Source organism: Arthrobacter sp. B0427-1-12 (assembly GCF_059092905.1).
In genome coordinates this window covers 244385-270130 of record NZ_JBNHIC010000001.1, presented here as the reverse complement: position 1 = coordinate 270130, position 25746 = coordinate 244385, and the positions used below count along the sequence as shown (strand labels likewise).

The 25746-nt window shown below is 67.4% G+C and carries 25 protein-coding genes and 1 tRNA gene; 14 read left to right on the top strand and 12 right to left on the bottom strand.

Annotated features, from left to right (window positions below):
- Nucleotides 1-87: 87 nt before the first annotated feature.
- Nucleotides 88-1272 (bottom strand): MarP family serine protease, encoded by a 1185-nt coding sequence (locus tag AC5RWU_RS01395; protein WP_494029082.1) that lies wholly within the window; start codon nt 1270-1272, stop codon nt 88-90.
- A gap of 272 nt (nt 1273-1544) precedes the next feature.
- Here AC5RWU_RS01395 and AC5RWU_RS01390 point away from each other — a divergent pair, with 272 nt between their 5' ends.
- The gene (locus AC5RWU_RS01390; RefSeq protein ID WP_494029081.1) at nt 1545-2222 is read left to right on the top strand and encodes a Crp/Fnr family transcriptional regulator; all 678 of its coding nucleotides are present in this window, start codon (nt 1545-1547) and stop codon (nt 2220-2222) included.
- Between the two features lie 88 nt (nt 2223-2310).
- On the opposite strand, the gene AC5RWU_RS01385 is transcribed toward AC5RWU_RS01390, so the two are convergent.
- The 3 genes from AC5RWU_RS01385 to sp36 are packed head-to-tail and all read right to left on the bottom strand — an operon-like array spanning nt 2311 to nt 3852.
- Nucleotides 2311-3237 (bottom strand): NUDIX hydrolase, encoded by a 927-nt coding sequence (locus AC5RWU_RS01385; RefSeq protein ID WP_494036875.1) that lies wholly within the window; start codon nt 3235-3237, stop codon nt 2311-2313.
- A complete protein-coding gene (locus AC5RWU_RS01380) occupies nt 3221-3694 on the bottom strand; it encodes a RidA family protein (protein ID WP_494029079.1) in 474 nt (157 codons plus the stop codon). The genes AC5RWU_RS01385 and AC5RWU_RS01380 overlap by 17 nt, the downstream gene beginning before the upstream one ends.
- Nucleotides 3695-3696: 2 nt before the next feature.
- Complete coding sequence (sp36, locus tag AC5RWU_RS01375; RefSeq protein ID WP_494029078.1) at nt 3697-3852, bottom strand: Sp36 family protein; 156 nt, start codon at nt 3850-3852, stop codon at nt 3697-3699.
- 37 nt (nt 3853-3889) lie between these two features.
- Between sp36 and AC5RWU_RS01370 the strand changes: the two genes are divergently transcribed.
- The 5 genes from AC5RWU_RS01370 (at nt 3890) to AC5RWU_RS01350 (ending at nt 11064) form a co-directional block, all read left to right on the top strand.
- Complete coding sequence (locus AC5RWU_RS01370; RefSeq protein WP_494029077.1) at nt 3890-6133, top strand: transglycosylase domain-containing protein; 2244 nt, start codon at nt 3890-3892, stop codon at nt 6131-6133.
- A 14-nt stretch (nt 6134-6147) separates the two neighbouring features.
- Nucleotides 6148-7086, top strand: a complete 939-nt coding sequence (locus tag AC5RWU_RS01365) for a metallophosphoesterase (RefSeq protein WP_494036874.1) — start codon at nt 6148-6150, stop codon at nt 7084-7086.
- Nucleotides 7087-7161: 75 nt separating this feature from the next.
- Complete coding sequence (locus AC5RWU_RS01360) at nt 7162-8997, top strand: ABC transporter ATP-binding protein (protein ID WP_494029075.1); 1836 nt, start codon at nt 7162-7164, stop codon at nt 8995-8997.
- Nucleotides 8994-10844, top strand: coding sequence for an ABC transporter ATP-binding protein (locus AC5RWU_RS01355; RefSeq protein ID WP_494029074.1), 1851 nt, complete (start codon nt 8994-8996; stop codon nt 10842-10844). The genes AC5RWU_RS01360 and AC5RWU_RS01355 overlap by 4 nt, the downstream gene beginning before the upstream one ends.
- Nucleotides 10845-10987: 143 nt before the next feature.
- A tRNA-Pro gene (locus AC5RWU_RS01350) sits at nt 10988-11064 on the top strand.
- Nucleotides 11065-11152: 88 nt separating this feature from the next.
- Here AC5RWU_RS01350 and AC5RWU_RS01345 read toward each other — a convergent pair.
- From AC5RWU_RS01345 to purD, 4 genes are all read right to left on the bottom strand, one after another.
- Nucleotides 11153-11374: a dodecin gene (locus tag AC5RWU_RS01345; protein WP_494029073.1), complete on the bottom strand. Its 222-nt coding sequence runs from the start codon at nt 11372-11374 to the stop codon at nt 11153-11155.
- A 174-nt stretch (nt 11375-11548) separates the two neighbouring features.
- Nucleotides 11549-11983 (bottom strand): DoxX family protein, encoded by a 435-nt coding sequence (locus AC5RWU_RS01340; protein ID WP_494029072.1) that lies wholly within the window; start codon nt 11981-11983, stop codon nt 11549-11551.
- Between the two features lie 155 nt (nt 11984-12138).
- Nucleotides 12139-13053: a phosphoribosylaminoimidazolesuccinocarboxamide synthase gene (locus AC5RWU_RS01335; RefSeq protein WP_494029071.1), complete on the bottom strand. Its 915-nt coding sequence runs from the start codon at nt 13051-13053 to the stop codon at nt 12139-12141.
- A 2-nt stretch (nt 13054-13055) separates the two neighbouring features.
- Nucleotides 13056-14357 carry a phosphoribosylamine--glycine ligase gene (gene purD, locus AC5RWU_RS01330; RefSeq protein ID WP_494029070.1) on the bottom strand — a complete coding sequence of 434 codons (1302 nt, stop codon included), beginning with the start codon at nt 14355-14357 and terminating at the stop codon, nt 13056-13058.
- Between the two features lie 74 nt (nt 14358-14431).
- Between purD and AC5RWU_RS01325 the strand changes: the two genes are divergently transcribed.
- The 5 genes from AC5RWU_RS01325 to purM all read left to right on the top strand — a co-directional run bounded on the left by AC5RWU_RS01325 (nt 14432) and on the right by purM (nt 18952).
- Nucleotides 14432-15436, top strand: a complete 1005-nt coding sequence (locus tag AC5RWU_RS01325) for an asparaginase (RefSeq protein WP_494029069.1) — start codon at nt 14432-14434, stop codon at nt 15434-15436.
- Nucleotides 15437-15438: 2 nt separating this feature from the next.
- Nucleotides 15439-15804 (top strand): sterol carrier family protein, encoded by a 366-nt coding sequence (locus AC5RWU_RS01320; RefSeq protein ID WP_494029068.1) that lies wholly within the window; start codon nt 15439-15441, stop codon nt 15802-15804.
- Nucleotides 15805-15840: 36 nt separating this feature from the next.
- The gene (locus AC5RWU_RS01315) at nt 15841-16182 is read left to right on the top strand and encodes a hypothetical protein (protein WP_494029067.1); all 342 of its coding nucleotides are present in this window, start codon (nt 15841-15843) and stop codon (nt 16180-16182) included.
- Between the two features lie 77 nt (nt 16183-16259).
- Nucleotides 16260-17804, top strand: a complete 1545-nt coding sequence (purF, locus tag AC5RWU_RS01310; RefSeq protein ID WP_494029066.1) for an amidophosphoribosyltransferase — start codon at nt 16260-16262, stop codon at nt 17802-17804.
- Entirely contained in the window at nt 17801-18952 is a 1152-nt protein-coding gene (gene purM, locus AC5RWU_RS01305) for a phosphoribosylformylglycinamidine cyclo-ligase (protein ID WP_494029065.1), read from the top strand. Before purF ends, purM begins: the two co-directional genes overlap by 4 nt.
- 211 nt (nt 18953-19163) lie before the next feature.
- Here purM and AC5RWU_RS01300 read toward each other — a convergent pair whose 3' ends face one another.
- Nucleotides 19164-19397, bottom strand: a complete 234-nt coding sequence (locus tag AC5RWU_RS01300; RefSeq protein WP_494029064.1) for a DUF3073 domain-containing protein — start codon at nt 19395-19397, stop codon at nt 19164-19166.
- A gap of 278 nt (nt 19398-19675) precedes the next feature.
- On the opposite strand from AC5RWU_RS01300, the gene AC5RWU_RS01295 reads away from it, so the two are divergent.
- Nucleotides 19676-20806 carry a septum formation family protein gene (locus AC5RWU_RS01295; protein WP_494029063.1) on the top strand — a complete coding sequence of 377 codons (1131 nt, stop codon included), beginning with the start codon at nt 19676-19678 and terminating at the stop codon, nt 20804-20806.
- A gap of 47 nt (nt 20807-20853) precedes the next feature.
- Here AC5RWU_RS01295 and clpB read toward each other — a convergent pair whose 3' ends face one another.
- A complete protein-coding gene (gene clpB / locus AC5RWU_RS01290) occupies nt 20854-23460 on the bottom strand; it encodes an ATP-dependent chaperone ClpB (RefSeq protein ID WP_494029062.1) in 2607 nt (868 codons plus the stop codon).
- A gap of 227 nt (nt 23461-23687) precedes the next feature.
- Here clpB and AC5RWU_RS01285 point away from each other — a divergent pair, with 227 nt between their 5' ends.
- Nucleotides 23688-23810 (top strand): hypothetical protein, encoded by a 123-nt coding sequence (locus AC5RWU_RS01285; protein WP_494036873.1) that lies wholly within the window; start codon nt 23688-23690, stop codon nt 23808-23810.
- Nucleotides 23811-23922: 112 nt separating this feature from the next.
- On the opposite strand, the gene AC5RWU_RS01280 is transcribed toward AC5RWU_RS01285, so the two are convergent.
- Complete coding sequence (locus AC5RWU_RS01280) at nt 23923-24414, bottom strand: 2'-5' RNA ligase family protein (protein WP_494036872.1); 492 nt, start codon at nt 24412-24414, stop codon at nt 23923-23925.
- Between the two features lie 112 nt (nt 24415-24526).
- Here AC5RWU_RS01280 and AC5RWU_RS01275 point away from each other — a divergent pair, with 112 nt between their 5' ends.
- Nucleotides 24527-25330 (top strand): SRPBCC family protein, encoded by an 804-nt coding sequence (locus AC5RWU_RS01275; protein WP_494029060.1) that lies wholly within the window; start codon nt 24527-24529, stop codon nt 25328-25330.
- Nucleotides 25331-25334: 4 nt separating this feature from the next.
- On the opposite strand, the gene AC5RWU_RS01270 is transcribed toward AC5RWU_RS01275, so the two are convergent.
- On the bottom strand, nt 25335-25736 hold the full coding sequence (locus tag AC5RWU_RS01270) for a YccF domain-containing protein (protein WP_494029059.1): 402 nt from the start codon (nt 25734-25736) through the stop codon (nt 25335-25337).
- Nucleotides 25737-25746 lie beyond the last annotated feature (10 nt).

The window sequence follows — 25746 nt, the reverse complement described above, 5'->3', positions numbered from 1 at the left end:
CTGCAGGGCAACAGCTGCCGCAAGGCCCCCGGACATTGTTCCGGGGCCTTGCTGCTGTCCGGCCCTGCTCTCCGGCCCTGCTGTCCGCTACCCCCGGATGCACTGCCCGGCGGACACCGTTTCGCTCAGCGCGGGTGCCTGGACCGCGACTGGCGCCAGTTCGGCCAGCGACAGCGCATAGCCCACCTGGCTGTTTTCAGTGGCCCGGGCGAAAATGACCCCGGCCACGCGGCCCTGCTGGTCCAGCAGCGGGCCGCCGGAGTTGCCCTGCTGGACGTCCGCCGCCAGCGTATAGATTTCCAGAGCGCTGGGCTCCGCTCCATAGATGTTCTGCACGAAGACATCGGACATTCCCTGGACGCTGGCGGCGTCCAGCTGCAGCGGACCGCCGGCGGGGTAGCCCGCGAATGCGGCGGGGGAGCCGGCCGGCAGCGGTTGCCCCAGGGGCAGCGGCCTGGCCTCCAGCCCGTCGACGGCCAGCACCGCCAGGTCGCTGACAGCGTCGAAGTACACCACGCGGGCGGGCAGCGCTGCACCGCGGGGCACCTCCACCACCGGCTCGTTGACCCCTGCCACCACGTGGGCGTTGGTGATCACGCGTTCCGGGGCTGCGACGAACCCGGATCCTGTCTGGTTCTGGCCGCACTGGAACGCGGTGCCGGCGATGCGCAGCACCGACTCCGCAGCCTGGTTCAGCGCGGGCGTGTCGACGTTCGCATCGGGGATGGTGACCGGCTCAGCCGGGGCGACGCCCTCGATAACCTTGGGAATTCCGTCCTGGACGACGATGGACCGCAGCTGCGCCAGCCAGGCCTTGACCGGATCCGGCGTTGCCGCGTCGATGCCCGTAATCACCCGGGACGCGGCGATCTGCTGGGAAATGAATGGGACACCGAGGCTGCCGACGCTGAACGCGAGCATCGAGAGCACCAGCGCGGCCACGACGACGTTCATGGCACCGCCCAGCAGCCGGTCCATCAGGCGCAGCGGCGGGAAGTCCATCCAGCGCCGGATCGCTCCCCCGAATCCCGCGCCCAGTGCCTGTCCCACGATGATGAGCACGACGGCGGTCGCGATGATCGCGGTCAGCCGCCAGCCGTCGCCGGGAACCAGGGTGCTGACCAGCGGGATCGCGAAGAAGGCCGCGACAGCGCCGGCCGCGAAGCCCACGATGCCGCCGAGCGTGACCAGGAAGCCGTTCCGCAGCCCGGCAATCAAGTACCCCAGCAGGAGCAGGAGCAGCAGGATATCCAGGACGGTGAACTCAAACACGAAGCATGCTCCCAACGGTTTTCACGGGCCGCCGGCCGGGCTCCCACGGCGTTTGGGCAGGCGATCACTGGGCTCTGAGTCTAATGCCCTAAGCTGAAAGGCGGACGAAAGCGGCTCGCAACGTATCAGGACAGATTTCCGCCAAGGAATAAATCATCTAATACACGCGTTGATTGAGCGGATAAGTGAGTGGCAAATGCCACAAATCGGCAGTTGTACGGCAAAATGGGGGTAGAGCCGACAGCCGAGCAAGTAGAGGACCAGGAGAATTCATGGATATTGAGATACTGCGCCGGGCGCCGTTGTTCGCTTCGCTCGGAGACGAGGTGTTCGCCGCCCTGACGGATGAGCTGACCGAAGTTGATCTGTCCCGCGGCGCGTCTGTCTTCCGGGAAGGCGACCAGGGCGACCAGCTGTATTTCATCGTGTCCGGAAAGATCAAGCTGGGCCGCACCTCCCCTGATGGCCGCGAAAACCTCGTCGCCATCCTCGGCCCCGGTGAACTGTTCGGCGAGATGGCTCTGTTCGATCCGAGCCCGCGCAACGCCACCGCGACGGCCGTATCGGAAACCCGCCTGGCCGGTCTGCGGCACGAGAACCTGCGCAAGGTCATCGAGACCAGCCCCGAGGTCTCCGTCCAGCTGCTCCAGGCCTTGGCCCGCCGCCTGCGCCGGACCAACGAGTCCCTGGCTGATCTGGTCTTCTCCGACGTACCCGGCCGTGTCGCCAAGGCGCTGCTGGACCTGGCGGACCGCTTTGGCCGCCCGGCCACGGACGGCATCCTGGTGGCCCACGAGCTTACCCAGGAGGAGCTCGCCCAGCTGGTAGGCGCCTCCCGCGAAACCGTGAACAAGGCCCTGGCCGAGTTCGTCCAGCGCGGCTGGCTCCGCCTCGAAGCCCGCGCCGTGGTGATCCTGGACATCCAGCGGCTGCGCCAGCGCTCGCGGTAACGCCACACCCGGCCTGACAACAACGGCACGACGCCGGTGCTCCCGCAAGGAGGGCGCCGGCGTCGTTCCTTAACTTCGGTCGGTTCCGTCAGCGGCCGCGTTGGACGGAACCGCCTTCCGTGAGTGTCGAAGCTTCGACCTCGAGGTAGTACTTTCCATCCCGGACCACCAGGTCCGGCTGGAAAGTCCTGATCGGACGCTTATGCGACAGATAGGCGATGCAGCCGCGGGCGGAGCCGATCTTCTCCAGCATGATTTCCACGGCAGGCACCGTCAGTTCGCTCAGCGTCCGGCCGACGGTATCCGGTTGGCCGATCAGGTCCCCCAGCGCCGTGGTGCTGCGGTCGGCAATCACCTGCGCGGCGCAGCACCATTGCGCCCAGACGCCCTTGCCGGCCAGCAGGCTGGTCTGCTGGTTCACCGGCTGCACGGCGGCGAAGTAGCGGGTGTTGAAGCGGCGGTGGGCGAAGTCCGGCGTGATCCAGTGGGACAGCGGCTTGAGCAGGTCGGTACGCACGCCCAGACCGCGGCGCTTGAGCATCTCGGCGAAGGTACTCTCCTGGACCGCGATGGCCTCGCGGACCGGCATCCACTCATCCCGCTGCCTGCCCTCGATCATCGTCGCCGAATCCGGCCCGGCCAGCAGGATGCCGGTTTCCTCGAACAGCTCGCGGATGGCCGCCAGGACGTACCGGCGGGCTTCCAGATGATCCTCGATGCCCAGGCTCCTGGCCCACACGGCGGGCGGCGGACCGAACCAGGGGATGTCGTCGTCATCCGATTCCTCCAGGCTGCCGCCCGGAAAGGCGACGGTCCCCAGCGGGGACCGGCCGGTGCGGTATCCAAGGTAGGTTTCGACGCCGGCCGGCGCGTCCCGGAGCAGGACCACCGAAGCTGCCGGCCGGGCCTTCAGGGGGGTGCGCTCGCCGTGCTCGATCCAGCTTTCCGCCGCCCCGGACTGGTCCGCGGACAGCGGAAAGAGCCGCCGGTTCACGGAGCTATTGGAACTCGGCAATCAGTTCCACCTCTACGGGGGCGTCCAGCGGCAGCACAGCCACACCGACGGCGGAACGTGCGTGCGCGCCGGCCTCGCCCATGACCTTGCCCAGCAGTTCGGAGGCGCCGTTGACCACGCCGGGCTGTCCGGTGAAGGACGGATCCGATGCCACGAAGCCGACTACCTTGACGATCCGGGTGATGCGGTCCAGGTCTCCGATCTGCGCCTTGACAGCGGCCAGGGCATTGACGGCGCAGGCGGCGGCCAGATTCTTGGCATCCTCGGGCGAAACGCCGGCGCCGACCTTGCCCGAAGCTGGGAGTTCGCCATTAATGAACGGCAGCTGGCCCGAGGTGTATACATAGCTTCCGCTGACCACTGCAGGCACGTACGCGGCCACGGGAGCGGCGACCTCGGGAAGGCTCAGGCCCAGTTCCTCCAGACGCTGTTCTACGGCTGAAATCGGTGCTCCCACGGCTAGTTCTTCTCCCTCTTAAGATAGGCAACCAGGCCCGAACCGTCCGGGCCGGGAACGACCTGGACGAGCTCCCAGCCGTCCTCTCCCCACTGGTCCAGAATCTGCTTCGTTGCGTGGATGATGAGCGGAATTGTGGCGTACTCCCATTTGGTCATGAATCAAAGCCTAGCCGCTGCCGCTAAACTGGAGCGCATGGCGGCACGTAAATCACCCATTTTTGACACTGCTACCACCGTGGGCAAAATCTTCGGCTTCCTCGGCGTCAGCGCTCTCAGCGGCGTCCTGGTGGCCGGGCTGCTGGTCCCTGGTGCGGCAGCGGCAGGCACGGGCGCGACAGCGTCGATCGATTTCTTCGAACAGCTCCCCGCGGAGCTGGAACTCGGCGCGCTCTCGCAGCCGTCCGAAGTCCTGGCCAAGGACGGGTCGCTGATTGCCACCATCTATGCCGAGAACCGGGAGCCGGTTCCGCTGGCGGAAGTATCCCAGACGATGCAGGATGCCATCCTGGCCATCGAGGATTCCCGTTTCTATGAACACGGCGGCGTCGACCTGCAGGGCATCACGAGTGCGCTGGTGGGCTACGCCCGGTCCGGCACCCTGCGCGGCGCCTCCACGATCACCCAGCAGTATGTCAACAATGTCCTGATCGACTCGAGCCTGCGCTCAGGCGAAACCGACAACCTGACCATCAGCGGCACCAAGGACATGGGTGACAAGCTGCGCGAGGCGAAGCTGGCCATCGCTGTGGAGAAGAAGCTGAGCAAGGAGGAGATCCTTGCCGGCTACCTGAACATCGTTCCCTTCAGCGGCACCACCTTCGGCATCGAGGCCGCGGCCAAGTACTTCTTCGGCATCCCCGCCAGCCAGCTCAACATTCCGCAGTCCGCCCTGCTGGCCGGCCTGGTCAACGGCCCTAGCCTCTACAGCCCCACCGGCAACCCCGAATTGGCGCTGGAACGCCGCAACGTGGTGCTCGCTGCCATGCTCCGGACGGGCAGCATCACGCAGGATGAACACGACGCCGCCGCAGCCACCGATCTGGGACTGAACCTGACGCCGGTGCTGAACGGCTGCGTTGCCGCCGGCAGTGCTGCCTACTTCTGCGACTATGTGCAGAACCTCATCCTGGCGGACCCGGCCTTCGGTGAAACCCGGGAAGACCGCCAGAAGCTGCTGTACCGCGGCGGCCTCACGATCAAGACGACGCTGGACCCCCGCCTGCAGTCCGCTGCGCAGGAGGCCATCAACGCCACCGCCGACGTCAACACCAGCGCTCCCGAGGTTGGCCACTCCATGGTCACCGTGGAACCGGGCACCGGCAAGATCCTGGTGATGGCGCAGAACACCAACTACAACCCGACGCAGGCCCACGGCAACACCACGGTCAACTACAACGTGGACCAGTACTTCAATGGGGATCCGAGCAAGCCGCTCTCCGGCGCCGGCGGCTTCCAGCCGGGCTCCACGTACAAGGCGTTCACCTTGGCTGCGTGGCTGGATGCCGGCAAGCCGCTGAACGCCAGCGTCAACGGCACGGTGCGCAGCTACCCGGCCGGCACCCAGTGGCAGGCCAGCTGCATTCCCGGCGGAACCCTCACCCAGGGCACGCCGTACAGCTTCCAGAACTACAACAACGAGAACTACCGGCACGACACCGTCCTCAACGGCATCACCAACTCGCTGAACACGATCACCTTCGCCAGCGCCAAGCAGTTGGACCTGTGCCGGATCCACGGACTCGCCAACGACATCGGGGTGCACCAGGGCAAATGGGGCGTTCCCGGTGCGAACGGTGAACCGACGGAGGAAATGGTCGATCCGACCATCCTGGCTAACCTGCTGGGCGCCACCGACGTTGCCCCGCTGGCCATGGCCAGTTCCTTCGCGGCCTTCGCGGCCAACGGCAAGTACTGTGCCCCGAACGCGCTGACCGAAGTCACCGACTTCACCGGCAAGAGCTATCCGGTTCCCGGCGTGAACTGTGAGCAGGCGATCAAGCCGGAGGTTGCCCAGGGCGTGAACATGGGTCTGGAGTCGGTCATGGAGCGCGGCTCCGGCTGGCAGCTGGGCATTGGTGCACCGGCTGCCGGCAAGACCGGTACCAATGACTTCCGCTCGCAAACCTGGTTCGTGGGCTACACCACCGGGCTGGCGACCGCTTCCTGGCTGGGCAACCACGTCTCCGGTGTGGAGCCCCTGGACGACAAGCAGATCGGCGGCCGCACCTACGATGAGATCGACGGCTCGCTGATCGCCGGCCCGTCCTGGCAGCGCTATATGCAGAAGGTCGTCGGCCTCTACCCGGCGGCGGAATTCCAGGAACCGCCCGCCAGCGTGGTCAATGGGGGCTCGAACAACAACAACAACAATCGGGCACCGTCGCAGTCGAATAACGGCAACAACTCCGGCCGCGGCAACTCCGGCGGCAACGACTAATGCCCGCCGGTGCCGTGCGCAGCGCAAGCCTGCCTTCCTCCACGGTGGCGGTCATCGGCCGCGCCGCCGGCTTCACGTTGGCGGCGGGCGCGGTGGCGGCAGCCTACGGGGCCGTTGTCGAACGCAACTGGTTCGGCCTTCGGGAGGAGACCCTGGCCATCCTGCCGTCCGGCCGGGGTCCGCTGAAGGTCCTGCACCTGTCCGACATCCACATGATCCCCGGCCAGAAGCGCAAGGCCCGGTGGCTGCGCGGGCTGGCGGAACTTGAGCCGGACCTCGTCGTCAACACCGGGGACAACCTCAGCCATCCCAAAGCCGTCGGCCCGGTGCTGGACGCGCTGGCGCCGCTGCTGAACGTCCCGGGAGTCTTCGTTCCCGGATCGAATGACTACTACGCGCCGCGGCTGAAGAACCCTGCAGCCTATCTGCTGGGCCCGTCCCGGCTGCCCAAGGAGGAACCCCGGGAGCTGCCGTGGCGGGAAATGCACCGGGCCTTCGGTGAGGCCGGCTGGATCGACCTGTCCAACCGGCACCAGTCCCTGGTCGTGGACCGGCTGCGCCTGGACTTCACCGGGGTCGACGATCCGCACCTGGACCGTGACCGCTACACGGGCTACCCGAACGGTTCAACCACCTCGGATGCGGCGCCGAACGTCCGCATCGCCGTGGCGCACGCGCCTTACCAACGGGTGCTGGACTATTTCACCGACGACGGGGCCGACCTGATCCTGGCCGGGCACACCCACGGCGGCCAGCTCTGCATCCCGGGCTACGGCGCGCTGGTCAGCAACTGCGATCTGCCCACGTGGCGCGCCCGGGGACTGACCGACTGGGAGAACGGCGGGCGCACGGTCCCGCTGAATGTCTCCGCCGGCATCGGTACATCCCGCTTTGCCCCGGTGCGCTTCGCCTGCCGCCCGGAGGCGGTCCTGCTCACGCTCACGCCCCGGTAGGAGTTGCCGGTGCTCGCCTAGGATGGTTGCTACGGCGTATTCGCCACCATGGTCAGCACCCTTGAAGAAGATCGCATGCCGCAGCAAACCTCCGTCCGGACGTCCATCGGCCGCCTGCGCCCGCATGTGGGCCCGCTACTGCCCCGCTGGACCCTGGGCCTGGTCAGTGCGCTGGGTGCCAGCATCGTGGCACTGGCTATTCCGCAGGTGCTGCGGGACCTGGTCAATACCTCGCTGCATCCGGCGGGCGAACCGGCCCGGCTGTGGACGGCCGTCGCAATCATCACCGGACTGGGCGTGCTGGAAGCCGCGCTCGTGTCGCTGCGGCGAGTGTTCGTGATTTCGCCGGCAACCGACGTCGAATTCCGGATGCGGACCTCCTTCTACCGGCACCTGCAGCAGCTGCCCGTCGCCTTCCACGACCGCTGGGGTTCGGGGCAGCTGCTCTCCCGCGCGATGGCGGACCTGGGGCTGATCCGCCGCTGGCTGGCCTTCGGCGCGCTGATGCTGGTGGTCTGTGCTGTGACCGTCATTATCGGCACGGCGGTCATGTTCTCGATCGACTGGATGCTGGGGCTGGTGTTCCTGGCCGCTGCCGTCCCCATTGTCTACTTCGGCTTCAAGTTCCGCACCGCCTACGGAGCCGCCTCCCGGCTCAGCCAGGACCAGGCCGGCGATCTGGCCACCACGGTGGAGGAATCCGTCCACGGCATCCGCGTGCTCAAGGCCTTTGGGCGAGGCCGCCACGCGCTGGAGAATTTCCGCGGCCAGGCGGAGCTGCTGCGCACCACGGAGATCCGGAAGGCCGCCACACTCTCCCGCTTCCTGGCCGCGATCCTGTCGATCCCCGAACTGGCGCTCGGCGCCGCGCTGGTCATCGGCATCGTGGCCGTCGCCGACGGCCGGCTCACCGTGGGCGCGCTGGTCGCCTTCTTTGCGACGACGGCGGTCGTCGCCGGGCCGGTGGAATCCCTGGGTCCGCTGCTGGGCATGACGCTGACTGCGAAGACAGCGATCGACCGGCACTACGAGGTCATGGATACGCCCAACCATCTGGCTGACCCGGTCCGGCCCAGGGATGCCAGCGGTGTCCGCGGCGCCGTGGGCTTCCACGATGTCACCTTCAGCTACCCGGAGGCACGCCCCGGCTCGCCCCCGGTGCTCGACGGCGTGACGCTGCAGCTGCTGCCCGGGGAGACCATGGCCCTGGTGGGGGTCACCGGATCCGGCAAGAGCACCCTGCTGCAGCTGGTCCCCCGGCTCTATGATGTGAGCTCCGGCAGGATCACCATCGACGAAGCCGACACTCGGGACTACTCCGTGGAGTCGCTGCGCCGGGTGGTCGCAGTGGCGTTCGAGGACGCCACGCTCTTCTCCACCTCAGTGCGGGAGAACGTACTGCTCGGCGCCCGGCTGCAGCCCGGCGAAAGTCCCGAAACCGTTCTGGCCGAGGCGCTGGAGACCGCGCAGGCGCAGTTCGCGTACCGGCTGCCGGAGGGCGTCGATACGCGGATCGGCGAGGAAGGCCTGAGTCTGTCCGGCGGGCAGCGCCAGCGCATCGCCCTGGCCCGGGCGATCGCAGCCCGGCCGCAGGTGCTGCTCCTGGATGATCCGCTCTCCGCCCTGGACGTCCGCACGGAGGAACAGGTCACGGCCCGGCTGCGGGAAGTGCTGGCGGATACGACCACCCTGATCGTCGCGCACCGGCCCTCCACCGTGGCACTGGCGGACCGGGTGGCACTGCTCGAATCCGGACGGATCAGTGCTGTCGGAACGCATTCGCAGCTGCTGGCCTCCAGCGAACACTACCGCCATGTCATCGCCAGCCTCGAGGAGGAGCCGCTGCTCGAGGAACTCGGAGCCCTGAAGGAGCCCGGGGCCCTCAAGGAGCCCGGGGAGGAAAGCCCATGAGCACCGTCACCGGTGTCGTCGGCGAAGACAACGTCCACCTGGACCGGACGGCCAGCCGTGCCGTCCGCGCCAGGTCCCTGCGCCTGCTGGCAGCGCTGATCCGCCCGGTACGCGGCACGTTCATCCTGACCATCGCCCTGGTGGCGCTCGCCCAGGCCGCGCGCGTGGCAGGGCCGGCGCTGATCGCCGTCGGAATCGACCACGCGCTCCCGGCGCTGGTGGCCGGGGACCGCCTGCCGCTCATCCTCACCGGCGGCGCCTACCTGGCTGCCGCCGTCGCCACCGGCACCCTGATGGCCTTCTATGTGTACTCCACCGCGCGGCTCAGCCAGGCGATGCTGCTGGACCTGCGGCTGCGCGTCTTCCGCCACACCCAGCGGCTGAGCCTTCAGTTCCACGAAAAATACACCTCGGGGCGGATCATCTCCCGGCAGACCTCGGACCTGGAAGCGCTGCGCGAACTGCTGGACAACGGCGTCACGCAACTGGTCTCCGGGACGCTCTTCATGGCCTTCACGGCCATAACGATCGCCGCCATGGACTGGCGGTCCGGCCTGCTGATCCTGGTGGCCGCGGTGCCGATCGCCGTGGTGGCCCGCTGGTACCAGAAGCGGTCGCAGGTGGCGTTCCGGGCCTCCCGGGTGGTCTCGGCCCGGCTGATTGTGCATTTCGTGGAGACCATGACCGGAATCCGTGCCGTCAAGGCCTTCCGCCGTGAACGGGACAACGCGCAACGCTACACCGAACTGGCCGAGGACTACCGCACGGCGACGCGGCGCAGCATCAACCTGATGGGCGTCCTGCAGCCCTCGCTGGTGCTGGTAGGAAACCTGACCGTGGGACTGCTGCTGCTGGTGGGCGGCTTCCGCGTGCTCGGCGGTGGCCTGGATGTCGGCGTGCTGGTGGCCCTCCTGCTCTATGCCAAGCGCATCTTCCAGCCCGTGGAACAGATAGCAATGTTCTACAGCGCCTTTCAGTCCGCCGCCGCGGCGCTGGAGAAGGTCTCCGGGCTGCTGGAGGAGGTGCCCACGGTGCTGCCGCCGCGGCACCCCGTGCCCCTGCCGCGGGCCACCGGGCGGATTGAATTCCGCAACGTCGAATTCGCCTACGCCGGCGGGCCTGTGGTGCTGCCGGCGCTCAACCTGACGATTCCCGAGGGCCAGACGGTCGCCGTCGTCGGCCAGACCGGCGCCGGCAAGTCCACCCTGGCCAAACTGATCGCGCGGTTCTACGACGTCACCTCCGGTTCGCTGACGCTGGACGGGGTGGAACTGCGCGAGCTGTCCAACCAGGACCTGCGCCGGGCCGTGGTGATGGTGACGCAGGAGGCCTTCCTCTTCAGCGGCACGGTGGCGGAGAACATCGCGCTGGGCAATCCGGCCGCCACCCGGGAACAGGTAGTGGCTGCGGCGCGGGCGGTGGGTGCACACGAGTTCATCGAGTCCCTGCCGGAGGGCTACGACACGGATGTGAACAAACGCGGCGGACGCGTCTCGGCCGGGCAGCGGCAGCTGATCTCCTTCGCCCGGGCCTTCCTCGCCGACCCGGCGGTGCTGATCCTGGACGAGGCCACCTCCTCGCTGGACCTGCCCAGCGAGCGACTGGTCCAGGAGGGGCTGCGGAGGCTGCTGCAGGGCGCCGCCTGTGAAGGCCACGACGGCGGCGACGGCGGCAGGCGCCGCACCGCGCTGATCATCGCCCACCGCCTGTCCACGGTCGAGATCGCCGACCGCGTGCTGGTGGTGGATGACGGCCGCGTCGTCGAGGACGGCACCCCCGCCGAGCTGATCGCCGCCGACGGACGCTTTTCCAAGCTGCACGCGGCCTGGAAGGATTCACTGGTGTAAGCCTCGCCGCTGCAGGACCCCCGGGCCCTGCGATGAGCGTCACAGCCGTCCCGATTTCCCTTGCAGGCCCCGCATCCGCTATTCTTGAAAAGTTGCTTTTCCAGTGCGGCTCAGGCCGGAGGGAAACGGCAGCAAGCACCAATCGGGGTGTGGCGCAGCTTGGTAGCGCGCGTCGTTCGGGACGACGAGGTCGCAGGTTCAAATCCTGTCACCCCGACCAAGAGGAAGGGCCCTCCGGCCGGCGGAAACGCCGGCCGGAGGGCCCTTCCTCTTGGCCTATTGGCAGGCCTGTCAGCTTTGCCGGCCGCTCAGTCCCTGTCCGGTTCATTGAGCCGGAAGCCAACCTTGAGATGGGCCTGGTAATGCTCGATCGACCCGTTGGCTATGTGCCCCCGGACCTCCACGATCTCGAACCAGTCGAGGTTTTCCATGGTTTCATTGGCCCGGCTGATGGCATTGGCGATCGCCTGGTCGGTGCCGGCCGTCGATGTTCCCACAACCTCAATGACGCGATAGGTGTTGTCAGTCATGGTCAACTCCTCGAATCGGTACTGCTGGAATCGGACAGTGTTCAGGCTACGTGGCCGTATTCGGTTCCAACAGGGTGGGTCTCCTGGGGAGGCGGGGAATGCAATGAGGCGCGGACTTCCCCTATGGAGGGAAGACCGCGCCTCATTCTGCCGGCGGCCGGGTGGCGGACCGCCTTAGGCCAGCACGCTCAGCTTGGAGTTGCTGCGGGCAAACAGTGCGTTGTCGACCGAAACCCGGCCCGGTCCGACCAGCGCAATCGCCAGCGCGGCGGCAGCGAGGACCAGCACCAGCTCGTAGCCGCCGTTGGCGGCGTAGATTCCGGCGGGCAGGTGCACCATGAACATAGCGCCGAGGGTCACGACGGCCAGCAGGACAGCGAAGGGACGGGCGAGGACGCCCAGGATCAGGGCAGCGCCGCCCACGAGTTCAAGCACGGCCACGATCGGAGCAACAGCTTCGGCCGCAGGGACACCCATCTGGCCAAAGGCGGCCTGGGTGCCGGCGATCGTGAATTCGTTGAACTTCTGCCAGCCGTGGGCAACGAAGATAAAGCCGACGACGACGCGCAGCATGGTTCGGGCAGTTGTGGTCAGGGTGGAGTTGTTCATGGGATTTCACCGTTTCGGAGGTCATGGGACAGGCCGCCAGGAACCAGCGACAAGCACTTTAAGTTGATGCTTCAACTAAATGCTTGCAAGAAAACACTTGAAGTGTCAACTATCCATGCATATGCATGCACCGCAGCCGGCAGGGCCGGTTCAACTCACGCGAAGGTGCGCCCGGTGAGGCGTTCGAAGGCCTCCACGTACCGGGCACGGGTCCGTTCCACGACCTCCGCCGGCAGCGCGGGCGGCGGCGCGTCCGAGTCCTTGTCCCACCCGGATTCGGCCGAGGTCAGCCAGTCCCGCACGAACTGCTTGTCGAAGGACGGCTGCGCCTTCCCCGGCTCATAGGCCGCGGCATCCCAGAAGCGTGAGGAGTCCGGCGTCAGCACCTCGTCACCCAGGGTGATGGCACCGGTGGCCGGATCCACGCCGAATTCAACCTTGGTATCGGCCAGGATGATGCCCCTTTCCCGCGCCATTTCCTCAGCCCTGCGGTAGATGTCCAGGGTCAGTTCGCACAGCCGGGCGGCGGCGTCGTCGCCCACCAGTCCGGTGACATCCTCGTAGGTGATGTTCTCGTCGTGTTCGCCGACCTCGGCCTTGGCCGAGGGCGTGAAGATGGGCTCCCTGAGCCGGGAGCCGTCCACCAGCCCCTCCGGCAGCCCAATCCCGCAGACCGTCCGCGACCGGCGGTACTCGGCCAGCCCGGAACCGGTGAGGTAGCCGCGGGCGATGCACTCCACGGGGTACATCTCAAGCCGTTTGCAGATCATCGCCCGGCCCTCAACCTCGGCCGGAACTCCGTCCGCCACCGTGGACGCGAGGACATGGTTGGGCACGCCTTCAAGCTGCTCGAACCACCACAGGCTCAGCTGCGTCAGGATGCGGCCCTTGTCCGGAATCTCGCTGGAGAGGATGTGGTCATAGGCACTGATGCGGTCGCTGGCCACCACCAGCACCCGGTCCTCCGAACCGTCCGCCGGTGCATAGAGCTCGCGGACCTTGCCGGAGTAGACATGCTTCCAGCCGGACAGTTCCAGCGGCGTGCGGTCGGCGGTGGTTTCGGCTGCCATGGCTATTTTCCTCCGTTGTATGCGGCTGTACCGGGGACGGAGGTCTGTCCCTTCGACGCCTTGAGGGCAATGTCGGTGCGGTGCTGCGAGCCGTCGAGCTCGATCAGCCCCACGCCCGCGTAGGCGCGCTCGCGCGCCTGCACCAGATCCTCGCCCATGCCGACCACGGCGAGGACGCGCCCGCCGGAGGAGACGACCCTGCCGCCGTCGTCCGCCTTGGTGCCGGCGTGCAGCACGTGCACGCCGTCCAGCGCGCCGGCCTTCGTCAGGCCGCGGATACGGTCACCGGTGCGGGGCGTGTCCGGGTAGTTGGCGGAGGCCACAACGACGGCGACAGCCGACTCGGGTGCCCAGCGCAGCTTTTCAGCGTCATCCAGTTCGCCCTTCGCGGCGGCCAGCAGCAGGCAGCCCAGCGGGGTCTTCAGGCGCGCCAGCACCGCCTGGGTTTCCGGATCGCCGAAGCGGGCATTGAACTCGATCACGCGGACGCCGCGGGAGGTCAGCGCCAGCCCGCAGTAGAGCACGCCCACGAAAGGAGTGCCGCGGCCGGCCATCTCATCGATGGTCGGCTGGGCGATCCGGGAGACGACTTCCGCCACCAGGCCGGCCGGTACCCATTCCAGCGGCGAGTAGGCCCCCATGCCGCCGGTGTTGGGGCCTTCGTCGTTGTCGAAGATGCGCTTGAAGTCCTGCGCCGGCGCCAGCGGAACCACCCGGCGGCCGTCGGAGATGACGAAGAGGGAGACCTCCGGGCCGTCCAGGAATTCCTCGATGACCACGGTGCCGCCGGCATCGAAGCAGCTCTGCGCGTGGGCCAGGGCCGCGTCCCGGTCCGACGTGACGACGACACCCTTGCCCGCGGCCAGGCCGTCGTCCTTGACCACGTACGGGGCGCCGAAGGTGTCCAGGGCCTCGGCGGCCTCCTCGGCAGTGGCCGCGACCCGGGCCATCGCCGTCGGAACATTCGCAGCAGCCATGACCTGCTTGGCGAATGCCTTGGAGGCTTCCAGCTGCGCAGCCTCCTTGCTGGGACCGAAGACCGGGATTCCAGCCTCCCGGACCGCGTCCGCCACACCGGCGGCCAGCGGGGCCTCCGGACCGATCACCACCAGGTCCGAGCCCAGCGAGCGGGCCAGTTCGGTGACCGCAGCCGGGTCATTGGCGTCGATCGGGTGGGTGGGTACATCCTGCGCAATGCCCGCGTTTCCGGGGGCTGCGTGGACCTCGGTGACGTACGGATCCACCAGCAGGGAACGGACAATGGCGTGTTCGCGGCCGCCGGGGCCAATCACAAGAACCTTCACAACACCTAAGCTTAACGGACACGCTAACCCCCACAGCCCCTCCCCTCCCCGCAGTACCAGCAGAAAGCACACCCATGCCAGAGACTTTCACCTCCATCAACGCCGTTGAACTGGCCGTCGTGGAGCGCAACGGCTTCATCGAATCCCGGCACATCGGGTCCGCAGTCGTCATGGCCGGGGACGGCAGCGTCGTGACCGAGCTGGGGGACATCGACAGCCCGGTCTTCCCGCGCTCCACGCTCAAACCGATCCAGGCCATCGCTGCCATGCAGTCCGGCGTACCGCTGCGGGGACCCCAGGTAGCACTGGCGGCAGCCAGCCATTCCGGGTCCCGTGAGCACACCGAGGTTGTCCGGTCGATGCTTTCCGCCGCAGGCGTCACGGAGGCCGAACTCCGGTGCCCGGCGGAATGGCCGCGGGACGAGCAGGCACGTCATTTGCTGGTCCGCAGCGACCAGGGCCGGCAGCGGGTAGCCAGCAACTGCTCCGGCAAACATGCCGCCTTCCTGTGGGCCTGCACGGAGAACGGCTGGAATACGGACTCCTACCTGGCCCCGAACCACCCCCTGCAGCAGCGCGTGCGCACTGTGGTGGAGGAGTACACCGGGGAGAAAATCCAGCACCTGGGCGTCGACGGCTGCGGGGCTCCGCTGCCGGCGGTGTCGCTGCGCGGCCTGGCCCGCAGCATCAGCAAGCTGGCCAAGGCGCCGTCGAACAAGTACGCGGACGCCCGCGCCGCGACGGTGGCAACAGCCATGCTGGACTACCCATGGGCTGTCCAGGGCCACGGGCTGTCCAACACCGTCGTGATGGAGGACCTCGAAGTCATCGCCAAGGGCGGCGCGGAGGGCATGATGGTGATGGGCACGCCGCAGGGTGCTTCGGTAGCCCTCAAGATGCTGGACGGCAACGGACGCGCTTCCTCGCTGGTGGCCCTGAGCCTGCTGGCCGCAGCCGGTGCGGTGGACCCGGATCGGGTGGCCGCCGTGCTGGAGAAGATCATGCGGCCCGTGCTCGGCGGCGGACAGTCGGTCGGGCAGCTACGGCTGGCCGGCCCGGTCTCGGCGTTGCTGGACTAGCCGTGGCACGGCGCCGCATTGCCACCGAGGACGGTTCGGCAGCCATCGCCGCGTGGCTGGAGGGGGTGCGTTCCGGCGTCCCCGCCGGCCGCAGCACCGTGGCCACCGCCGTCCGGTACTCGCTCGAAGAGCTGGCCCGGAAGGCTCCGGGCAACAGCGTCGAGGTACGCGTGCCGCCCTTCGGCGTCGCCCAGTGCGTGGCCGGCCCCCGCCACACACGCGGCACTCCCCCGAACGTTATCGAGACCGACGCCGGCACTTGGCTGTCGCTGGTGACCGGCAGGACCGGGTGGGCGGACGCCGTCGGGTCCGGCCAGGTAGCTGCCTCCGGGCTGCGTGCCGACCTCGCGGCCTACCTGCCGCTTTAGCTGCCGGCAGGCCGGCAGGCCGGTAGGCTTAGGGGCATGAGTTCTGAGCAGCCGGCATCCGACGCCTCCAACGGGTACGACGGCGGCGCCCCCGAGCGCCGCGAGATCACCATCCGCCGGGCGCCCAAATTCGTCCCGTTCCTGGTCGCCGGTGGCCTGCTCGGACTGATCGCGGCCTTCATCATCACCTTCGCGGTGCCGGAGAACCCGGATTTCACCCGCGGCTCCGTCCTCGGTTTCTTTGCCGTCCTGCTGGCGCTGCCGGGCGTGCTGATCGGGGCGCTGGCCGCACTGCTCTTCGATTACTTCAGCGTCCGCCGGGCCAAGCGGGCCACGGTCGAGAGCGCCGGCGATGACGCCGACGGCGTGGCCCCGTAACCGCACGTGCACCAGATCACGGCCGCAGCGGTTCCCGGAGTTGATGCGCGCCGTTGCTCTCGTGAGACAATGGCGTAATGGCGCGCGGCGACGGAATGCTTTCCCATGATCTACTTCCCGGCGAAAAGGGACCCCAGGATGCTTGTGGCGTCTTCGGTGTCTGGGCACCGGGCGAAGAAGTAGCAAAACTGACCTACTACGGCCTGTACGCTCTGCAGCACCGCGGACAGGAGTCCGCCGGTATTGCCACCAGCGACGGCAACCGGATCAATGTCTACAAGGACATGGGGCTGGTTTCCCAGGTCTTCAACGAGACCATCCTCAACACGCTGACCGGCCACATCGCCGTCGGCCACTGCCGGTACTCGACCACCGGTGGGTCCACCTGGGCCAATGCCCAGCCGACCCTTGGCGCCACGGCCAGCGGCACCGTGGCCCTGGCCCACAACGGCAACCTGATCAACTCCGCCGAACTCTACGATGTGCTGCTGGAGCGTTACGGGAAGCCCCGCAGCGGCGAAATCGCACAGGGCAACACCACGGACACCGCCCTGGTCACGGCCCTGATGGCCGGGCACCCGGGCCAATCCCTGGAACAGACCGCGCTGGAGATCCTGCCCAAGCTGCGCGGCGCCTTCTGTTTCACCTTCATGGATGAAACCACGCTGTATGCGGCCCGGGATGAATCCGGCGTCCGCCCGCTGGTACTGGGCCGCCTGGAACGCGGCTGGGTCGTGGCCTCGGAAACGGCCGGCCTGGACATCGTCGGCGCGTCCTTTGTCCGCGAGATCGAACCGGGTGAATTCATCGCCATCGATGAGAACGGCCTGCGCTCCCAGCGCTTCGCGGAAAAGAAGCCGGCCGGCTGCGTCTTCGAGTATGTCTACCTGGCCCGCCCGGACACCTCCATCAACGGCCGGAGCGTCCACGCCGCCCGCGTGGAGATGGGCCGCCGGCTCGCCCAGGAGCATCCGGTGGAGGCGGACCTGGTCATTCCGACGCCGGAATCCGGCACCCCCGCGGCCATCGGCTACGCCAAAGAATCCGGCATCCCCTACGGCCAGGGCCTGGTCAAGAACGCCTATGTGGGCCGCACCTTCATCCAGCCCAGCCAGACCATCCGCCAGCTGGGCATCCGGCTGAAGCTCAACCCGCTCAAGGACGTGGTCCGCGGCAAGCGCCTGGTGGTCATCGACGATTCGATCGTGCGCGGCAACACCCAACGGGCGCTGGTGCGGATGCTGCGCGAAGCCGGCGCACAGGAGGTCCACGTGCGGATCTCCTCCCCGCCCATCAAGTGGCCGTGCTTCTACGGCATCGACTTCGCCACCCGCGCGGAATTGATCGCCAACGGCATCGGCGTCGACGACATCCGGGCCTCCCTGGGCGCGGATTCCCTCGGCTACATCTCCGAAGACGGCATGATCGATGCCACCGAGCAGCCGCGCGAGCGCCTGTGCACCGCATGCTTCACCGGCAGGTATCCGATCGAACTGCCCTCGGCGGACCGCCTGGGCAAGAACCTGCTGGAGCAGGAACGCCGGACCGGCTCCTGCGACCCGGGGCCCGACAGTGAACTCGAGCCCATGCTGACCGACGCGCAGAAGAAAGAGACCGTATGACCGCCTCCGAACGCAACGCCGCTGCCCAGGCGAACGGCATCACCTACGCCTCCGCCGGCGTCGACGTCGAAGCCGGGGACCGCGCCGTCGAACTCATGAAGGAAGCCCTCAAGGCGACCCACAACGCTCAGGTGATCGGCGGCGTCGGAGGCTTCGCAGGCCTCTACGATGTGTCGAAGCTGCTGACCTACAAGCGGCCGCTGCTGGCCACCTCCACCGACGGCGTCGGTACCAAGGTGGCGATCGCCCAGGCCATGGACATCCATGACACGATCGGGTTCGACCTGGTCGGCATGGTGGTGGACGACATCGTGGTGGTCGGCGCCGAACCGCTGTTCATGACGGACTACATCGCGTGCGGCAAGGTGGTTCCGGAGCGGATCGCGGACATCGTGCGCGGGATTGCCGCCGCCTGCAAGGTAGCCGGCACCGCCCTGGTGGGCGGCGAGACCGCCGAGCACCCCGGCCTGCTGAAGGAAGACGAGTACGACGTCGCCGGTGCCGCCACCGGTGTGGTGGAGGCGGACAGCCTGCTGGGCCCGGATCGGGTCAAGGTGGGCGACGTGGTCATCGGCATGGCTTCCTCCGGCATCCACTCCAACGGCTACTCCCTGGTGCGCCGCGTCATCAACCACGCCGGGTGGGCACTGGACCGCCAGGTCTCCGAACTGGGCAGGACGCTGGGCGAGGAGCTGCTGGAGCCGACCCGCGTGTATGCCGCGGACTGCCTGGACCTGGTCCGCACCCTCAACGTTTCCGGTGCAGCGCCGCTGCACGCCTTCAGCCACGTCACCGGCGGCGGCCTGGCCGCCAACCTTGCCCGTGTGCTGCCGTCGGGCCTCGAGGCCACGGTGGACCGCTCCACCTGGGAACTGCCCGCCGTCTTCAAGCTGGTGGCCGAGCTGGGCAATGTGCCGCAACCGGACCTGGAGCGCACGCTCAACCTGGGCGTGGGCATGGTCGCCGTGGTGTCCGCCGACGCCGCGGATGCCGCCGTTGCCCGCCTGGCCGAGCGCGGTACGCCCGCCTGGGTGATGGGCCAGGTCGGTGCGGCAACAGGTCCTGACGGGGCCGGCGACCTCGACTACGTACAGGGAGCCAAGGGGGTCGACGGCGGCGCCGTCCGCCTGGTGGGAGCCTACGCCTAGCCGCTTCCCGCCCCTGCTGCTGGAATCAGGCGCCGTCCCGTGAACGGGGCGGCGCCTTTCCGCTGCGCCGGCACTGTTGCGGCGCGCGTCGGGCAGCGCCGGCGGTTAAATACCACCAGCGGTGCGGCCCAATGGGCGCACCGCTGGCGGTTGGTTCACTTGATTGGACGACGGCGGCAATCCGCGAAGGCGGACGGCTTACGGAAGGCGGTCAGCCGATCCTGCGACTGTGTTCGTCGTCGTCCTCGTCATCAAACTGATCCGCGTACTTGTCCTCATACTCCGAATAGTCCGCCTCATACGGATCCTCGGAGTACCGGCTCGAGGCATGGCTGTTTGAAGCACCAAGCTCCCGTTGAAGTGCCGTATAGTCCGTAGCCGGGCTGAAGTACTTCATGTCCCGAGCCTGCTTAGTCGCTTTTGCCTTTTGACGGCCGCGCCCCATGGCGTGACCCCCTTTGTACGTCGATCCGGAGGTGGTCGCTTGGGCAAGTCTGCGAGGCCCCGGAATATTTGATCAATTCTGTCGTAACAACAGGGTACATGGTTTCTGTTCCCCATGTGTGCGCCTACGCCCGTGGCTGAACGTTTCCTGATCGTTCGCTGCGGCGCTTTACCGGTGCGGACGGTGCGCATATAGGCAGAGAATTAGCTAGAGTCGGTGTGCACTACGTCAATTGGCCGGCCCGGCAGGCCGCTGCAGGGAAGGTGAAGAGCTTCGCTATGAGCGATCAGGACAGCAAACCGGACGCACGGCTGCCATCCGGCCGGGACGAGGCCGCAGGCGAACCGCCGGCGGCCGCTGCTGCCCCCGCACCGGAACTGGAATCCGAACCGGAACTGGAATCCGAACCGGAACTGACGACCCCGACCGACGAGTTGACACTTGGGGAGCCGGTGCTCGGCGAGGCCAGGATCAGCAACGACGTTGCGGCCGCGGCATCCGTGGACGAAGCCGCCGCGGAAGCCGCCTCCGTGGAGCAGGCGGCCGTCGCCGCGGGCATCATGGTCGGCGGACCGGTTGAACCCGAGGTCGCCAAGGCCACGAAGGACACCGGGGCCGCGGCAGACACCGCGGAAACGGCACTGCCGGACCTCGGTGCCGCCGGCGACACACCGGAATGGCTGGACCAGGCCAATGACGCCAGTCGCTGGGAGAACATTTTCGCGGCCATGGCAGCCACGGCCGCGCCTGCTGAAGAACCGCAGGAAAAGCCACAGGACGAACCGCAGGACGAGAACCACGCCGAGAATACGCCACAGGAGACCCCGGCAGGGCAGACGCCGGCGGAAAAGCCGCCGGCCGCCCAGTTCCGGCCGCGGAACAACGGCAACGGCAACGGCACCAAGGGTCCGCTCTCACCGCTGATGCTGTTCATCATCGCGGCAGCCATCGGGGCCGTCATCCTGGTCGTGGTCGTCGCCAGCCTGCTGAGAGGCAATGGATCGGGTCCCGAGGGAGCACCAGCGGACCGGCCGGCCGCAGGGACTGAGGGGGTCATTGCGCAGGGCGTCCAGCCGGTGGACCTGCAGCAGGCCGACTGCATGCGGGACTTCGTGGATGCCAACCAGGCTGTGACCGTCGTGTCCTGCGGATTGCCGCACAATGCCCAGCTGGTTGCCACTTTCACCTACCCCGAGGAAGATGACTTCCCGGGACGCGAGGCGCTGGCAGCCAGGGGCCAGGAACTCTGCGGGTCGGTGGATTTCAGCGCGACGGTGGACCGGTTCCAGCCGCTGAGCCTGACCCAGGCCCGTCCTACCGAGGAATCCTGGCAGGAAGGCGACCGGCGCGTGGACTGCATCGTCTTCTCCGAAGAAGGCAATGTGATCACCGAATCGCTGATCGGCTAGCAGTCCCCGCGCCGGCCCTGCGTGGACCGGTCCTGCCTTGACCGGCCCTACTTGGCCCGCACCACCAGTCCGCCGGGTGTGTTGGCGTCCTCCACCGTGATCTCCGGCAGATCCACGAGCACGGTGTCGCCGTCGTTGATCTCCCCGGCCAGGATCCCGCGGGCCAGCCGGTCGCCGATTTCCCGCTGCACCAGCCGGCGCAGTGGCCGTGCGCCGTAAGCAGGATCGAAACCGTTCAAGGCGAGCCACTGCCGGACAGGTTCGGTGACTTCAAGCGTCAGGCGCCGTTCGTGCAGGCGTGCGGCCAGCGCCTGGACCTGCAGGTCGACGATGCGGGACAGCTCGTCGAGGGTGAGGGCGTCGAACATGACGACGTCATCCAGCCGGTTCAGGAACTCCGGCTTGAAGGAGGCATGGACGATGTTCATTACGGCTGTGCGCTTGGCCTCGTCGTCCAGTGAGGGATCGACCAGGAACTGGGAGCCAAGGTTGGAAGTCAGGACCAGGATGACGTTACGGAAGTCCACGGTGCGCCCCTGTCCATCGGTCAGACGTCCGTCGTCGAGCACCTGGAGCAGGATGTCGAACACTTCGGGGTGTGCCTTCTCCACCTCGTCGAGCAGCACCACGGAGTACGGCCGGCGGCGGACCGCCTCCGTCAACTGGCCGCCCTCCTCGTAGCCAACGTAGCCCGGGGGGGCACCGACCAGCCGGGAGACGGAGTGTTTCTCCGAGTACTCGGACATGTCGATCCGGACCATGGCGCGCTCGTCGTCGAACAGGAAGTCCGCCAGCGCCTTGGCCAGTTCGGTCTTGCCGACGCCGGTAGGGCCCAGGAAGAGGAAGGAACCAGTCGGCCGGTCCGGATCGGAGATGCCCGCCCGTGCCCGTCGGACGGCGTCCGAAACGGCGCCCACGGCCTTGGTCTGGCCGATCAGCCGGGCCCCGATGACCTGCTCCATCTGCAGCAGCTTCTGGGTCTCCCCCTGCAGCATCCGGCCGGCGGGTATGCCGGTCCAGGCTGAGATGACCTCCGCAATGTCGTCGGCGGTGACTTCCTCCGCGACCATCAGTTCCGGCTTGTCCGGCTGCTCCTCGGCGGCCTGCGCGGCGTCCAGTTCCCGCTGCAAGGTGGGAATCTCGCCGTAAAGGATGCGGGAGGCGTTCTCCAGGTCGCCCTCCCGCTGGTACTTGTCCGCCTGCGAGCGCAGCTCATCCAGCTGGGCCTTCAGCTCGCCCACGCGGTTCAGGCCGGCCTTCTCCGCCTCCCAGCGGGCGTTCAGCGCCGCCAACTGCTCCTTCTTGTCCGCCATGTCGGCGCGCAGGGCGGCCAGCCGCTCCACGGAAGCCTCGTCCGTCTCGCCCTCCAGGGCCAGCTCCTCCATGGTCAGGCGGTCCACGGCGCGGCGCAGCTGGTCGATCTCTTCCGGTGCGGAGTCGATTTCCATGCGCAGCCGGGACGCGGCCTCGTCCACCAGGTCGATGGCCTTATCCGGCAGCTGCCGGCCGGAGATGTACCGGTTGGACAGCGTCGCCGCCGCGACCAGTGCGGAGTCGGCAATGGAGACCTTGTGGTGCGCCTCGTAGCGCTCCTTCAGGCCGCGGAGGATGCCGATCGTATCCTCCACGCTCGGCTCCCCGACGTAGACCTGCTGGAAGCGGCGCTCCAGTGCCGGGTCCTTCTCGATCCGTTCCCGATACTCGTCCAGTGTGGTGGCGCCGATCATCCGCAGTTCGCCCCGGGCCAGCATCGGTTTGAGCATGTTGCCGGCATCCATGGCTCCTTCGGAGGCGCCGGCGCCGACCACGGTGTGCAGCTCGTCGATAAAGGTGATGATCTGGCCGCCGGAGTTCTTGATCTCCTCAAGGACTGCCTTGAGCCGTTCCTCGAATTCGCCGCGGTATTTGGCCCCGGCCACCATGGCTCCGAGGTCCAGCGAGATGAGCGTCTTGCCCCGCAGAGATTCGGGCACGTCGCCGGCCACGATGCGCTGGGCCAGGCCTTCGACGACGGCGGTCTTGCCGACGCCCGGTTCGCCGATCAGCACCGGGTTGTTCTTGGTGCGGCGGCTGAGCACCTGGATCACCCGGCGGATTTCGGAGTCCCGGCCGATCACCGGGTCCAGCTTGCCCGCCCGGGCCACTGCTGTCATGTCCACGCCGAACTTTTCCAGCGCCTGGAAGGTGTTCTCCGGGTCCGGACCGGTGACCTTGCGGTCACCGCGGACACTCGGCAGCGTCGCTGCCAGTGCTTCATGCGTGGCACCCGCGCCACGAAGGAGCTGGCCGGTGGCACCGGCGTCGGAAGCCAGGCCCAGCAGCAGGTGTTCAGTGGAGACGTAGTCGTCCCCGAGCTTTTCGGCTTCCTGCTGCGCCGCCTGGATTACCTGCAGGCCGGCACGCCCCAGCTGCGCCTGGGCCACGGAGGCACCGGACGACGACGGCAGGGACTTGATCTGCTGGCTCGCCTTCGGCGAGATGACGTCCGGTTCGACGCCCACGGCGCGCAGCAGCGCGACGGCGACACCTTCCCGCTGGTCCAGCAGCGCCTTCAGCAGGTGGGCGGGTTCGATCTGGGGATTGCCGGCCGTCGATGCGTTCATGGCGGCGGCGGAAAGAGCCTCCTGGCTCTTGGTGGTGAACTTGGCGTCCAAAGCGAGCTCCTTCCGAGCACTCTGTGGTCAGAATCAGGGTGAGCCCCGGGCAGCGACACTGCCTCACGAAGCTCCGCGCAACTAAGTTGAGTCTAACTCACTCAACTTAAGCTGTAAAGTTTTCCACAGCGTCCGACCGCCTGCAGCCGGGGCCGAATTGCCTTTCCTGCGGAACCACGTATGGTCAACCGGTAACGGGGCCCATCGCCGCCCCGTGGAAAGGGAACATGATGTCTGAAAAGTCTCAAAAGCCCGGCGCAAAGAAAGCCGCCAGCCGGTCGCTGAAGGAAAAGCGCGCCGAGAAGAAGGCCAAGGTGATGGAAACGGAAGTCAAGGCCCGGAAGCGCTAACGCCACCCGGCTGAGCTGCCATCGAGGACCGCGTCCCCGCAGCGGGGCGCGGTCCGCAGACGGCCACCGGCCCGGCCCACGAAAACCCGCCGGAAAACCACGGCCCGTCATGCTACGGCTCCCACAGCGCCACGACCTTGCGCATCCTTGAGTCCCCGTCAGGCTGCATGTCCACCAGGGCATACTGACCCAGCCGGACCTCGTCGCCCTCGTGGACCCGGCGTTTCCCCTTGACGGACACATGCGGCCGGTAATGTGCGTAAGCGTGCTGGGGACTCTTGATGTGCGCATTTCCCGCCACCGCCGCCCGGGCGAGCCTTTCGTGGAGCTCCTGCAGGCCGGGATGCGGTTCCACCAGGGACACCCGGACGGATCCCCGGTATCCGAACCGCGCGTCCGCGCCAATGCGGACTGTCACGGCCTCCGCTGCCGCCATGACCTCATCCACCGCCGACACGGCGGCCGCTGCATCGAAGTCCGCCTGGAACAGCACCAGCGTCACGTGCAGCGGCCAGGCATCCTTGCCGAATGCCATTCCGTCGTACAGGGGCTCCACGCCCGCCACCATCACGTACCGCTTGGTCCCGGCTGGCTGCTCCGCCATAGCACTCATATCCCGAGGCTATGCCCAATGCCTAGCCTGCGCGCAAGACGCGGGGCGGAAAAATTGCGAGACTGTACGCAGATACCAGCTCCTGACAAAGGAAAGTGATCGCATGGACAGCATCGAAAGCGGCATCGACACTGCCAACGGCGGCTATCTGGCCCGCGTGGCGACTGAGGTTGACGGATCCCCCGAGGACGTCTGGCGGGCCGTAGCGACGGGGGCCGGCACGGAAGCCTGGTTCGTCCCGGCCGAGATCGAGGAGCGGGTGGGCGGACGGATCATCACCCACCACGGCGAACACGGGGACAGCATCGGGGAAGTCTCCGTCTGGGAACCGCCGCGACGCTTTGAATACGTCGAACGGGACTGGCTGGGTCCGGACGAACCCGTTCCGGACTGGGTCACCGTAATCACGGTGGAGCCGGCCGCCGAGGGCCGGTGCAGGGTGACTCTGACGTCGGGCTTCCCCCGAAACGCCCAGGCCCATGCGGCGGATGTAGACGGAACCTTGGCAGGCTGGGAGCAGATGTTCTTCAACCTCCGCTTCTACCTGGCCAACTACCGCAATCAGCCGGCCGCGACCCTGCTCGCGTCAAAGCAGACGACCGGGCCCGAGGATGCGGTCTGGAACCGGCTCGAGGACGCCCTGAAGCTCGACGGCGGCGCACCCGGCAGCGCCGTCAGCTCACCGGAAGACGCGCCGGCCTTTGCCGGAACGATCCTCCAGACCGGGCCCAGGATGGTCGCGGTCCACCTGACCAGCCCGCATGCCGGCATCCTGGAGCTGGCCGCCCACTCCTTCCACGACGAGACATGGATCAGCATGCACGCCTATCTCTATGGGTCCGGTGCGGCCGCGGCCGCCCGGCGGGAGCAGCCGGTCTGGGACGAATGGCTGCAGCGGCACCAGTAGCGTCCTACCGGTACTGCGGGATGAAGGGGCGGTCCGTGGGAACGATTTCCTTGCCCAGCGGCATCAGGGATACGGGGATCATCTTGATGTTGGCGATGCCCAGCGGAATTCCAATGATGCTCAGGAACATCGGAATGGCCGTCAGGACGTGGCCGATGGCGATCCAGATCCCCGCGAAGACCAGCCAGATGATGTTGCCGAGGGTGGACATGAAATAGGTCCTGCCTCCGCGGTCCACCACGGTGCGGCCGAAGGGCCACAGCGCGTAGCCCGCGATCCGGAAGGAGGCGATCCCGAAGGGTATGGTGACAATCAGGACGCAGCAGATAATGCCGGCCAGGACGTAGCCCAGTGCCAGCCAGATGCCGCCGAAAAGCAGCCAGATAATATTCAGAAGGGCCTTCATGAAGCCCATT